This is a genomic window from Chitinophaga sp. H8, from assembly GCF_040567655.1.
GTDB classification, from domain to species: domain Bacteria; phylum Bacteroidota; class Bacteroidia; order Chitinophagales; family Chitinophagaceae; genus Chitinophaga; species Chitinophaga defluvii.
On sequence record NZ_JBEXAC010000001.1, the window covers coordinates 617,316 to 629,410 of the forward strand.

The window sequence follows — 12,095 nt, forward strand, 5'->3', positions numbered from 1 at the left end:
TTTATACTGCAAATGAGCTGCCGCAGCCACAGGAAGAAGACGCATTCGGGTTCTGGAACACAAACCCACGGGCATTTAATCCGTCTTTAAAATCAATCTCCATTCCGGCCAGGTAAATGGTATGCGCCTTTTTCATAATTACCGGGATCCCGGAAATATCAAATAGTTCATCATCTTCCAGTCTGGCATCAAATCCAAGTATATAAGACATACCGGAGCAACCGCCCCCTTTTACACCCACGCGTAAATAAGGCGCTTCTGTAGGCTCCTGTAACAGTCTTTTCAATTCTGCAACCGCGCCCGCCGTTAATTTTAACGGTGCATTCATAACCGTTTCCATGGCATAATATTTTATCAAAGATACGAAAGTGGCCGTTGATGTAAAAAGGAGGGGCCCCGTGCTAATGTGCAAGCCGTTGTAAGCTATCACTGTACTGCTTATAAGCTGTTTTAATAAAATACAGCAGGTCGTATTCGGGGGCATTGGCCAGAAATTGATAGCTGGGACGGTACAGGCGGATAAATTCTGCGAGACTGTCGCCCCGGAGGCCAGTCCACCGTTCTACTACTTCAGGGGTGTAACGGTGGTCTACATAGGCCTCCCGTTCATGTTGGATCAGGCGGTCTTTGAACCGGAACTTATCCCGGTTCTTTTTAAAGGATAATAATTTATACAGTTGGTTAATATTTACAGCTATACCAACAGGCATAATGGCAATAACTTCTCCTACTTTAGGCAGGCGATAGTTGAAGATCCGGTCATATTCCTCCCGGGTAGCCAGGGAATCTTTTTTGTGATTACGTTGTTCTATCTGAAAGGTGTTCAGCTCAAATACCTGTTGTTTTAAATACAGTCGCATCTGGCCCCGGAGATGATCTTTGGTAACGATACGTAACATGGACACGTAGCCTACCGCCGATAACAGGAGGGTATCTCCGTTGTGAGCAGTAAGTTCAAAATATCCGGAAGGGCTACTGATAGTGCCATACCCGGTACTTTTGTTTTGAATGGAAACACTGGCAAGCGCCAGGGAATCCTTTCCATAAACGTGGCCCTGCAACTGCTGTTGTCCATAAAGTATGGAGGCAGTAGTGCATAGTATCAACAAACAGGATAATAGTTTATACATCAGCTATAGCATGATATAGCTCCTAAATTATTATGTTTTACATTAAAAAAAAGTTAATAATTGATGAGTGGCCTGGTTAGCTGAACAGGAAGGCAACATCATCTGCAGATAGTTTTTTCATAAACCCGGTTTCTTCGCTGATAATATCTGCAGCGATGATTTTTTTACGTTCCTGGAGGAGGAGGATCTTTTCTTCCACAGAGTCTTTACAGATCATTTTGTAAGCAAATACTTTGTTTTGCTGGCCTATGCGATGTGTTCTGTCAATGGCCTGCTGTTCTGCGGCAGGGTTCCACCAGGGATCTACGAGGTATACATAGTCTGCCGCCGTAAGGGTAAGTCCTACACCCCCTGCTTTAAGGCTGATCAGGAATACCCGCATTTCCTCCTCTTCCTGAAACCGGCTTACGAGTTGTTGCCGGGCTGCTGCCGGTGTACTGCCATCGAGGTACAGGAAAGGAATTGCCTTGCTTTCCATCTCCTGCGCTATCAATCCGAGCATACCGGTAAACTGGGAGAACACCAATACCTTATGTGCACCGGTATTTTCTTCAATTTCACGGAGCAGCTCATCCAGTTTGACAGCACCTGCATGGTTGTCTGTTTCTTTTTCCACCAGCTGGGGAGCATTACAGATCTGTCTCAGACGGGTAAGGCCTTCCAGGATATAGATAGCATTGTTGCCCACCCCGTTTTCATCAATACGCTGCAGTAGTTTATCCCGGTATTCCGCTTTAACACGGTTATAAACTTCCCGCTGTGCGGTCCCCATTTCGCACCACATAATAATTTCTGTTTTGTCTGGCAGGTCTCTGGCAATCTGTTCCTTGGTACGGCGCAGCATAAATGGATAGATCAGTTTACGCAGCTGTGCTGCCTTGCTGTTGTCGCCCTGCTTGTCGATAGGTTGTGCAAATTCAGACTTAAAGAAAGAAGGATTGCCTAACAAACCTGGGTTCACGAAATTCATCTGTGCATAAAGATCCATTGTATTGTTCTGGATAGGCGTACCGCTGAGGATGATCCTGTTTCTGGCAGGGAGGGCCTGTACTGCTTTAGTAGTCAGGGATGCCGGGTTTTTAATTACCTGGCTTTCATCCAGTATCACATAGCCAAATGAATGGCCGGAGAAAATGGTAAGATCACTTCGTACCGTACCATAGCTGGTAATAATGAGTTGTGGTTTGCGCCAGTTCTCTTCTTCATATACCCGGTTGGTCCCGTGATAAACGGTGAAGGGCAGCTGTGGTGCAAATTTATTCAGCTCACTTTCCCAGTTATAGATCAGGGAGGTAGGGCATACTACCAGGTGGGTTTCTGCCGGGTATTTATCTACAATGTATTGCAGGAAGGTGATGGTTTGCAGGGTTTTACCCAGTCCCATATCATCCGCCAGGCAGCCCCCCCATTTCATTTCGTCGAGCAGGCACATCCACTGAAAGCCTGCTTTCTGATAATCCCTCAATTGCGCCTGTATGGCAGCCGGTACGGGGAAGGGGTTGTTTTCCGGTGCCTGCAGGCGCTCCAGTTTACTTTGATAGACTGATTTATCAGCGGACCCGGCATTATTCAGTAATTCCTGTGTAAGCGTCCAGTGAAGCGGAGATAGCTGCAGTTTGTCTTTTTGTACCTGTCCGAGTTTCATGAGCAGGTTATATTTTACCTGCCATTCTTCCGGAATAACCCCTATGGTACCATCTTTCAGCAACAGGTGGGGCTGATGATGCAGGATGGCTTTTTGTATTTCCTGTAAGGTTATTTCCTGGTCGCCATAGGTTATTTTTACCTGGAGTTCCAGGGCATCCGCTGCTTCTTTTTTAACCCGTATATCCATAACAGGTATGTGGGTATTATACCGGAAATGCTGTAATTGGTCCATTCCGTAAACGGCTATGTTCCGGTCCGTTAATTTCCGGTAGCACTTTACGAACCATTGTGCCTTTTCGGCATCAGCAAAAGGCAGGTAGAAGTAACCATTCCGCTGGGAGGCAAATTTGCTGTGAAGCGCCCGCACAAAAGCGGTGGTTTCTTTTTCAAAGGCTACCTCCCGGTGGATCTCATATGCTGTGTCATCGACTGTTTGATAAGCCACCGGCGCTGTATCTTCCTCCAGCAGAAAGTCGCCGTATTGCCATTGTATGCGCAGCATCAGGAAACTCTTGTTTAGTTCACTGAGCCATATATTACATTGAGGCGTTTCGGTGATACGCTCTTTACGCAGCAGGATGGCTTTATTTACCGGATAGCTGGCCGCGAGGGGCTCTACCATGTTTTTAATGAAGGGAGCTTCCTGGCCCAGCAGTGCTTCCACATATCCGCGGGTAAACTTCTGTATGGCAGGAATATCTTTTGGCGGCAGCAGGAAAATTTCGCCCTGCCTGCGCAGCGCAAAATCATAGCGTTCAAAGTCTGATAAGGGCAATACCGTGCCGTTAATAGTGGCAAAGGCCAGCAATCTCAATATTTTCGCCTCCGTATGTTTCAGTTCAAAAGACAATAAAGGCGTATAATTATTGATAGCAGTAGTGCGAATTACCCGGTCGGTAGGCAAGGGGCCTTCCGCCAGCTGGCAGAACCAGGGGAGGAGAGAAGCCAGGGGCCTGAGCTGTTGCAGAATAGTATATAAATTCATTTGCAACCCTTGCTGAATGAACCTTTCCAGGGAGATACCCGGAAGAGGATCCTGGAGGTAACGCTCTTTGAGCTGCAGTTCTTTAGTGATCATAGCCTCCTGTGTGCAGGGAATCAGTAAGTGCTGCACCCCTGCCGGCAAGGAATTGAAGATGGAGAGAGAGCGTTTGTCGATCAGTGGCATCCGCTGTACCCTGCGATCTCCGTCGGGAAAGCTGATCAGTGCCCCGCTGATCCGTATCTGCGGGTGTTGGGTATGGTCCAGTTCCAGCAACAGGGCAGGCGTTACCTTATTCTTGTTGCCGGCAGCAGGAATAACTACTGTTTTATGTTGCTGATCTTTTTTCCCTGTATTCATTATTTTGATATGGTAACCAGGCACCTTCCGTTAGGAGGGCTGGTTTTAGTCCGGCATACCGGTACCTGTGGAGAGTTGCAGCAGTTTTTCATGTAAGGCCAGTACCTGTGGTATCACCATCTGCTGTTCATCATTATGAATAACGTAATCGCATAAGCGCATTTTGATGGTTTCGTCCATTTGTTTGTGGATACGGGCCAGTACCTCATTTCTGCTGATATTGTCCCGTTTCATCACCCGGTGTACCCGGAGTGGTTGCGGCGCATATACGCCGATCACCTTATCCAGGTAGTGGAAGGATTCACTTTCAAACATCAGGGCAGCTTCTTTCAGCACATATGGTGCCTGCTGGCGTTCTGCCCACTGGTTGGAGTCGCGGATGGTAGCCGGATGTACGAGTGAATTCAGCAGCAGGAGTTTGTTTTTATCATTAAACACAATATCTGCGATAAATTTACGGTTGAGGGTACCGGCGGTATCATAGGCCGCTTCCCCAAAATGCTGCCGGATCTGTGCGGCCAGTTCCGGGTCCCTTGTCATAATATCTTTAGCGGCAGCATCGGCATAGTACACCGGAATGCCTAATAGTTCAAATATTTTGCAAACCGTGGTTTTGCCAGATCCAATACCGCCTGTAATGCCAATCTTTAACATAATTGCCGATTCCGTGTTTATGCCTATGATGGAAGAAAGGAGAACTAATGCAGTACCCCGTTTTTCAGTAGCCAGCAAGTTAGTGGTTATGCAGCAATTTTCCCAGCAGGGTGGCTGCCAAAAGAAGATCCCGGAAACGGGTGCCTGACAGCACCGGCATCCGGGATCTTCCTGTAAAAAACGGGTATTTATATTATTTCTTTTCTTCTGTTTTCTGCTGGTTGCTGGTATATTCCATGCTAACAGCGGAGCGTTCGATTACGAAGTAGGTACCAGGACTTACTTCTACCTGCAGGGTATTGTTATCATTAATTTTTTTCACTTTACCGTGGATACCGGCAATAGTTACTATTTTATCTCCTTCGCGCAGGTTATCAATGAATTGTTTTTGCAGTTTGGCTTTCTTGGTCTGAGGGCGGATCATAAATAACCACATTACCAGGATCATACCTCCAAAAAATATGAAAGAGACCATAGAGGAGCCACCTTGTGCACCTCCCTGTGGTGAGGCCGCCAGTAAAATGTTCAGCATGTTCATGTACATCTTTGTTTGTTTATTAAGTTGTTTGCTGCCTGCCGGAATCCGGGAAAGCAGGTTGAATAGTGTTTTTTATTAGGTGCATATCCCCTGTTAAAGATCAGGGTTTCAGGATATTACACTGGATTTTTGGTCCTTCTACGATTTCATTTTCTGTATTGGCCCTGATGGTGATGGCTTTTTCGGTATATCCTTCTTTACCATGGCTATCAAAAATCACTTTCATATAACCGCTTTGACCGGGTTTGATGGGTTCTTTGGGCCATTCTGGTACCGTACATCCGCAGGTGGAGGTAGCATCCATAATGAGGAGGTCTTTATTACCAGTATTGGTGAATTTAAAAGAATACTCCACTTTTTCGCCTTGCGTAATATCTCCAAAATTATGAGTAGGCTTATCAAAGGTCATCACCGGATGCTGGCCATTAGCAGCACTGACGGCAGTGGTATCCTGCGTTTGCTGATTGCCCTCTTTAGCTGCTTTACTGTTGCAGGCAGCCATTAAGAAACAGCCGCTGACAAGCATATAGAACAGTGTTTTCATGTTGGGAAAATTTTTAATTGAGTATATCCGGCGTGAAAATAGATAATTTACCCTAAAAATAGTCTTTCCAGCTGATGTGGGCAGTCTAATTTTTATTACGGTCTACCTTCTGGATCAGTTGTTCTTTTTCCAGATCTTTCAGGATATTGTCCAGGATACCATTTACAAACTGGCCACTTTGTGGCGTGCTGTAAGCTTTAGCCAGGTCAATGTATTCGTTGATCGTTACTTTGGTAGGAATAGTAGGGAAGTATAAGAACTCACATACCCCCATTTCCATGAGCAGCATATCTACGGAGGCGATTCTTTCCGGATCCCAGTTTTGCAACTTGGGAGTAATCAGCTCCAGGCAATATGTTTTTTTGTCGATGACAGTGAGGAGGAGTTCCCGGGCATAGTCCAGTTTTTCCTTGCTGATCAGTTGTAAAAAGTTGAACAGGTGTGGTTTATTGAAGAAGTTACTGATCAATATACCCATCATATCTTCATCATCTCCCCAGTGGAGGAAGTTATCTTCCACATGCTGCAGAAATTCTTCGTTTTTATGGAGTATTTCCTTGAAAATGAATTCCAGTATTTCTTTCTCCGCGTTTTTAGAGCGGGAAGGTTCCTGGGTATAGGTTTTATAGGTATCCGTAGCTACCAGCAAATTGTACAATTTGCGGATCAGTTCAGGATCAGTCAGGTATTTCATTTTCCATTGTTCCAGGTTTACCTGGAAGCCGGGATCATTCGTAATCTGAAAGATAAATTCATTTCCTGCAATTTTGGTATTCACCTGCAGGTCCTCGGCAGAGGGAAGGTGTTTGGAAGCGCGGGTATGCGCATCCTTTTCGGCATATTGCGCTACCTGTACCACTGAATAAAGCAAGTAAGTAAAGATCTGGCAGGTTTGATCCAGCTTTTCATTTAAAAGTCTGGTGGCCGTGCCTGGCTTGATTGTGCCTACCTCCATCGTTTCCAGGGCATAGAGTGTTTGCATTACTTTTACCCGGATATTTCGTCTACTGATCATCTGTATAAAGAACTGGTATGAGCGCGCAAAATTAGTTATTTTGGCCGATTTGACAAAAAACTCAGACAGGAGGATCCTTACAAAATTGTGAGGCGGGGTGGTTGGTAGCCGACGGGAGGTGGTGGAGCTACCAGGATCAGGGAGGGAAAGACTGCCATGTGTCAGGCAGAAAGCCGTTTCCACTGAAAATTTGACATTTGTTGTCAGTGCCCCGGCACTTGTGTACATTTACAGCCTGAAAATTTGACCGAAATACGTCTTGGCATAATTCTCGTGGACGGATCATGCGTCTAAAATCTTACTTCTTTAAAAATAAAAGCGATATGGCTAAAAAATTAAGTATTAAACCTTTAGCTGACAGGGTAATCGTAAAACCCGCAGCAGCAGAAGAAAAAACAGCTGGTGGTATCATTATCCCGGACACAGCAAAAGAAAAACCTCAAAAAGGTACTGTAGTAGCTGCTGGCCCTGGTAAAAAAGATGAGCCTGTAACTGTAAAGGTAGGTGATACTGTATTGTATGGTAAATATGCCGGTACTGAAATCAGCGTTGAAGGCCAGGATTTATTGATCATGCGCGAGTCTGACATTCTGGCGATCGTTTAAAACAGTTTTTAGCCTTTAGCTCTTAGCCTTTAGCTGAAGATGTTTTGTTTAGGCTAACTGCTAATAGCCAATAGCTAACAGCTTTTTTAACCATTCCACTTATTAAACATTAAAATCATTTAACAATTATGGCAAAGCAAATATTTTTCAGTACCGATGCCCGCAACAAAATGAAGAAGGGTGTTGATACCCTGGCGGATGCTGTGAAGGTAACCCTGGGTCCAAAAGGCCGCAACGTAGTAATAGAAAAGAAATTTGGTGCTCCCGGAGTTACTAAAGATGGTGTTACTGTAGCGAAAGAAATTGAGCTGGAAGATGCTATCGAGAACATGGGTGCTCAGATGGTGAAGGAAGTAGCTTCCAAAACTGCTGATATTGCAGGTGATGGTACTACTACTGCAACTGTACTGGCTCAGGCTATCATAGGCGAAGGTTTGAAAAACGTAGCTGCAGGTGCAAATCCAATGGACCTGAAGCGTGGTATCGACAAAGCGGTTAAAGTTATTGTTGAAAACCTGAGAAAACAATCTGAAAAAGTAGGTAACGATAATAAGAAGATTGAGCAGGTAGCTGCTATTTCTGCCAACAATGATGCAGAAATCGGAAAGCTGATTGCACAAGCTATGCAGAAAGTTACTAAAGATGGCGTTATCACGGTAGAAGAAGCAAAAGGTACTGATACTACTGTAGAAGTAGTAGAAGGTATGCAGTTTGACCGTGGTTACCTGTCTCCATACTTCATTACCAACAGCGAAAAAATGCAGGCTGAACTGCAGAGCCCTTATATCCTGATCTATGACAAAAAGATCAGCACGATGAAGGACATCCTGCACATCCTGGAAAAAGTAGCTCAGCAAGGCGCTCCACTGGTGATCATCTCTGAAGATCTGGAAGGAGAAGCACTGGCTACCCTGGTAGTGAACAAATTACGTGGCACTTTGAAAGTAGCTGCTGTTAAAGCTCCTGGCTTTGGCGACAGAAGAAAAGAAATGCTGCAGGACATTGCTACTTTAACCGGTGGTATCGTAATCAGCGAAGACCAGGGTTACAAACTGGAAAATGCTGACCTGACTTACCTGGGTAGAGCAGAGTCTGTAACGATCGATAAAGACAACACTACTGTAGTAGGTGGTAAAGGCAAGAAAGATGAGATCAAAGCCCGTATCGGCCAGATCAAATCCCAGATTGAAGTAACTACTTCTGACTACGATCGTGAAAAATTACAGGAGCGCCTGGCTAAATTAAGCGGTGGTGTGGCTGTATTGTACGTAGGTGCTGCTACCGAAGTAGAAATGAAAGAGAAGAAAGACCGTGTGGATGATGCTTTACACGCTACCCGCGCTGCTGTTGAAGAAGGTATCGTACCTGGTGGTGGTGTTGCTTACATCCGTGCTATCGAATCTCTGGACAAACTGAAAGGTGATAACGAAGATGAACAAACCGGTATTGCTATCGTAAAACGCGCTGTTGAAGAGCCTTTACGTCAGATCACTGCTAACGCAGGTATCGAAGGTTCTATCGTGGTACAGAAAGTAAAAGAAGGTAAAGGTGATTTTGGTTTCAACGCACGCACTGAAAAGTATGAGAAATTACTGGGTGCAGGTGTTATTGATCCTACCAAAGTAACCCGTATTGCATTGGAAAATGCTGCTTCTATTGCCGGTATGTTGCTGACCACCGAATGTGTGATCGCTGACAGACCAGAACCTAAGGCTGCTGCTCCTGCTATGCCAGGTGGCGGACATGGTATGGGCATGGATTACTAATATTCCAGGCAGGGAAAACCAGTATCATTACCGGATTTCTCCCGCATATATTCCTGAACTCCCGTTTGCTGACTGCAAACGGGAGTTTTTTTGTTTGACGGTAACTATAAACAAGGGATAATATTGTGAAGGAGGTGTAACTTTGCGGAACTTTTATCCGTTTTAATGGCGAAGTGGCTGTATTGCCGGAACCGTAAGTGTAAATTATATGAAACTATTCATACATACCGGTTATTACGTGGTTTTACTGGTATTGGTGCTATTAACGGGGTGTGCTAAGAATGACCTGTCCCTTGCCGAAATGGATGCATTAAGAACAGGTAATAGCGGGAATGATGATGCCCGGATTAATGAATATCTTGTCAAGCATAATATTGAGGCAGTAAGAGACCCTTCGGGGCTGTATTACAAGATATTGTATTTTGGAGATAGCCTGTCTGTTATGCAGCCCACCTCTATACCTACCTTAGCGTATACCAATAAGTTATTGAATGACAAGGTGGTGGCATCCTCATTTGGCGGTATTGATTTTGATGGCCGTCAATTGAAAGACCATATTTTGGGGTGGCAGATTGGGTTAAGAAAGATAAGCAAAGGAGGGAGTATCTTACTTTTTATACCTTCCGCACTGGCTTTTGGCCCACAGTCGATCGGTAACCTAATCCCGGCCAATTCTATTCTGATCAGCGAAGTGGAGCTGATAGATTTTAAATAGTATTCAATATTCATTCATATAAAATTGCATTTCTGAGCATGAGGAAATTACTAGCACTGGGAGCCGTTTTTTTTGTTTTATTAGCTGCCTGCAAAAAAGACAAAACACCGCCGTATGATTTTGATGGCAACCTGAAAGCAGATACCCTGAAGATATTGGCTTACATCAAAGAAAAAAATATTACCGATGTAAAGCGTGATACTACCGGTGTTTACTACAAAATCATTGAACCAGGTAACGGGGTAGACAGTGTGTACCAGACTTCTAAAGTAAAAGCAGATTATAAACTGTCTTTACTGGATGGTACAGTGGTAGAAGAATCTAAGCCTACTGACCCGCTGGAGTTCTATTTAAGAGGGGTAATTGTAGGATGGCGTATTGGTTTGCCCAAGATAACTAAAGGTGGAACGATCCAGTTGTTTATTCCTTCTCCCTGGGGATATCAGAATGAAGCGAGTGCTAAAATCCCGGCTAACTCTGTGTTGATCTTCAATGTGAAGGTGCGGGATGTTAATTATTGATTACTGCGTAAAAAGATAAACAAAATGCCCCGCCGATATACCGGCGGGGCATTTTGTTTATGGCCAACCAGCTATAAAAAATGGTTGCTGTTCCTGTTTCCATTAATTTTGATATAAATATTTAACGTAGTGGCACACGAACCTATTTCCGTTTTCGACATCTTCAAGATAGGCATTGGACCGTCCAGCTCCCATACCTTAGGCCCCTGGCGTGCTGCACAGCAGTTTTTGCATGCTGTGGATGCTTCCGGCAAATTATCAATGGTAACCAACGTAAAAGTGTTGCTGTACGGCAGCCTGGCAAAAACCGGGCATGGCCACGGAACAGACATAGCGGTACAGCTGGGGTTGTGTGGGGATGACCCTGTCACATTTGATGTAAACCAGATCACTTCTAAGATAGATGACATCCGCCGTCATAAGAAAATCCTCTTGTCGGGTCAATATGAAATCGTATTTGATCCCCTGGAGGATATTGATTTCCTGTTTGAGGAATCGTTGCCATTTCATCCAAATGCACTTACTTTTCTGGTTTCCTTTACAGACGGAGATCAGCAGGCATTCACCTATTATTCAATAGGCGGGGGTTTTGTAGTGCAGGAAGGTGAAACACATGCCGGAAGTGCCGGTGTGGATCTCCCTTTTCCTATTGATACCGCCCGGCAATTATTGCAATGGTGTATTAAAACAGGGTATAGCATTTCAGAGCTGGTAATGGAAAATGAGGGTGCATGGCGTCCGGAGGAGGTTACACGGGAAGGCGTGATGAAAATATGGCAGGTGATGAAGGAGTGTACTTACCGGGGATGCCATACTACCGGAGAGCTGCCTGGCGGGTTGAGAGTAGCCCGCAGGGCCGCAGCGCTGAATAAAAGGCTTTTAAAAGGCAAGCCTTACCAGGATTATAGCTCCTGGATCACAGCTATCCGGGAAGGCGGTAATGATTTTGCCTATACATTGGATTGGGTGAGCTGTTTTGCATTAGCTGTTAATGAGGAAAATGCTTCCTTTGGCCGGGTGGTAACGGCGCCAACCAATGGTGCAGCAGGGGTAATCCCGGCAGTATTACAGTATTATATTACCTTTTGTAATGGGTTTAAGGACACCCAGATTTTACAGTTCTTATTAACCGCTTCGGAAATAGGCAGCATTTTTAAAAAGCGATCCACCATTTCCGCTGCTATGGGAGGATGCCAGGCAGAGATCGGGGTGTCTTCAGCTATGGCCGCTGCCGCATTAACAGAATGTTTGGGCGGCTCCCAGCGACAGGTATTAATGGCGGCAGAAATAGCGATGGAGCATCACCTGGGGCTTACCTGCGATCCTATTGGCGGGTTGGTGCAGGTACCCTGTATTGAAAGAAATACGATGGGGGCGATAAAAGCTATTACTGCATCACAACTGGCGCTTCAGAGTAATCCGGAATTAGCTAAGGTATCTTTGGATGCGGTGGTGAAAACGATGTGGGAAACAGCGTTGGATATGAATTCCAAATACAAGGAAACCTCTGATGGCGGGCTGGCGGTGAATATCCCTATCAGTTTGCCGGAGTGTTAGTGTCAGGCTAGCCCTATGGTGTTCAGGAGTAACCATATCGCAGCGGAGTGTTTACTGTGGT

Annotated in this window: 12 protein-coding genes; 5 read left to right on the forward strand and 7 right to left on the reverse strand. The window is 45.1% G+C overall.

The window, feature by feature from the left end; translation table 11 throughout:
- Position 1 precedes the first annotated feature (1 nt).
- The 7 genes from ABR189_RS02320 to nusB all read right to left on the reverse strand — a co-directional run bounded on the left by ABR189_RS02320 (position 2) and on the right by nusB (position 6,870).
- The gene (locus ABR189_RS02320) at positions 2 to 340 is read right to left on the reverse strand and encodes a HesB/IscA family protein (protein WP_354658828.1); all 339 of its coding nucleotides are present in this window, start codon (positions 338 to 340) and stop codon (positions 2 to 4) included.
- A gap of 61 nt (positions 341 to 401) precedes the next feature.
- Positions 402 to 1,109, reverse strand: coding sequence for a peptidase associated/transthyretin-like domain-containing protein (locus ABR189_RS02325; RefSeq protein WP_354658829.1), 708 nt, complete (start codon positions 1,107 to 1,109; stop codon positions 402 to 404).
- A gap of 97 nt (positions 1,110 to 1,206) precedes the next feature.
- On the reverse strand, positions 1,207 to 4,119 hold the full coding sequence (locus tag ABR189_RS02330; protein ID WP_354658830.1) for a DEAD/DEAH box helicase: 2,913 nt from the start codon (positions 4,117 to 4,119) through the stop codon (positions 1,207 to 1,209).
- Between the two features lie 45 nt (positions 4,120 to 4,164).
- On the reverse strand, positions 4,165 to 4,773 hold the full coding sequence (coaE, locus tag ABR189_RS02335; RefSeq protein ID WP_354658831.1) for a dephospho-CoA kinase: 609 nt from the start codon (positions 4,771 to 4,773) through the stop codon (positions 4,165 to 4,167).
- 193 nt (positions 4,774 to 4,966) lie between these two features.
- Positions 4,967 to 5,311 carry a preprotein translocase subunit YajC gene (yajC, locus tag ABR189_RS02340; RefSeq protein WP_354658832.1) on the reverse strand — a complete coding sequence of 115 codons (345 nt, stop codon included), beginning with the start codon at positions 5,309 to 5,311 and terminating at the stop codon, positions 4,967 to 4,969.
- A gap of 100 nt (positions 5,312 to 5,411) precedes the next feature.
- Complete coding sequence (locus ABR189_RS02345) at positions 5,412 to 5,855, reverse strand: DUF1573 domain-containing protein (protein WP_354658833.1); 444 nt, start codon at positions 5,853 to 5,855, stop codon at positions 5,412 to 5,414.
- Positions 5,856 to 5,940: 85 nt separating this feature from the next.
- A complete protein-coding gene (nusB, locus tag ABR189_RS02350) occupies positions 5,941 to 6,870 on the reverse strand; it encodes a transcription antitermination factor NusB (RefSeq protein WP_354658834.1) in 930 nt (309 codons plus the stop codon).
- A 323-nt stretch (positions 6,871 to 7,193) separates the two neighbouring features.
- Between nusB and ABR189_RS02355 the strand changes: the two genes are divergently transcribed.
- The 5 genes from ABR189_RS02355 to ABR189_RS02375 all read left to right on the forward strand — a co-directional run bounded on the left by ABR189_RS02355 (position 7,194) and on the right by ABR189_RS02375 (position 12,034).
- The gene (locus ABR189_RS02355) at positions 7,194 to 7,475 is read left to right on the forward strand and encodes a co-chaperone GroES (RefSeq protein ID WP_354658835.1); all 282 of its coding nucleotides are present in this window, start codon (positions 7,194 to 7,196) and stop codon (positions 7,473 to 7,475) included.
- A gap of 128 nt (positions 7,476 to 7,603) precedes the next feature.
- Positions 7,604 to 9,241, forward strand: coding sequence for a chaperonin GroEL (gene groL / locus ABR189_RS02360; RefSeq protein ID WP_354658836.1), 1,638 nt, complete (start codon positions 7,604 to 7,606; stop codon positions 9,239 to 9,241).
- A gap of 208 nt (positions 9,242 to 9,449) precedes the next feature.
- The gene (locus tag ABR189_RS02365; protein WP_354658837.1) at positions 9,450 to 9,956 is read left to right on the forward strand and encodes an FKBP-type peptidyl-prolyl cis-trans isomerase; all 507 of its coding nucleotides are present in this window, start codon (positions 9,450 to 9,452) and stop codon (positions 9,954 to 9,956) included.
- 38 nt (positions 9,957 to 9,994) lie between these two features.
- Positions 9,995 to 10,477: an FKBP-type peptidyl-prolyl cis-trans isomerase gene (locus ABR189_RS02370; protein WP_354658838.1), complete on the forward strand. Its 483-nt coding sequence runs from the start codon at positions 9,995 to 9,997 to the stop codon at positions 10,475 to 10,477.
- 129 nt (positions 10,478 to 10,606) lie between these two features.
- Positions 10,607 to 12,034, forward strand: coding sequence for an L-serine ammonia-lyase (locus ABR189_RS02375; RefSeq protein ID WP_354658839.1), 1,428 nt, complete (start codon positions 10,607 to 10,609; stop codon positions 12,032 to 12,034).
- Positions 12,035 to 12,095: the final 61 nt, after the last annotated feature.

What these genes read in the sequence shown, in the direction of transcription:
- ABR189_RS02320 (WP_354658828.1), bottom strand. Translation starts at nt 340, where the DNA reads ATGGAAACGGTTATGAATGCACCGTTAAAATTAACGGCGGGCGCGGTT.
- ABR189_RS02330 (WP_354658830.1), bottom strand. Translation starts at nt 4,119, where the DNA reads ATGAATACAGGGAAAAAAGATCAGCAACATAAAACAGTAGTTATTCCT.
- coaE (WP_354658831.1), bottom strand. Translation starts at nt 4,773, where the DNA reads ATGTTAAAGATTGGCATTACAGGCGGTATTGGATCTGGCAAAACCACG.
- yajC (WP_354658832.1), bottom strand. Translation starts at nt 5,311, where the DNA reads ATGAACATGCTGAACATTTTACTGGCGGCCTCACCACAGGGAGGTGCA.
- ABR189_RS02345 (WP_354658833.1), bottom strand. Translation starts at nt 5,855, where the DNA reads ATGAAAACACTGTTCTATATGCTTGTCAGCGGCTGTTTCTTAATGGCT.
- nusB (WP_354658834.1), bottom strand. Translation starts at nt 6,870, where the DNA reads ATGATCAGTAGACGAAATATCCGGGTAAAAGTAATGCAAACACTCTAT.
- ABR189_RS02355 (WP_354658835.1), top strand. Translation starts at nt 7,194, where the DNA reads ATGGCTAAAAAATTAAGTATTAAACCTTTAGCTGACAGGGTAATCGTA.
- groL (WP_354658836.1), top strand. Translation starts at nt 7,604, where the DNA reads ATGGCAAAGCAAATATTTTTCAGTACCGATGCCCGCAACAAAATGAAG.
- ABR189_RS02365 (WP_354658837.1), top strand. Translation starts at nt 9,450, where the DNA reads ATGAAACTATTCATACATACCGGTTATTACGTGGTTTTACTGGTATTG.
- ABR189_RS02370 (WP_354658838.1), top strand. Translation starts at nt 9,995, where the DNA reads ATGAGGAAATTACTAGCACTGGGAGCCGTTTTTTTTGTTTTATTAGCT.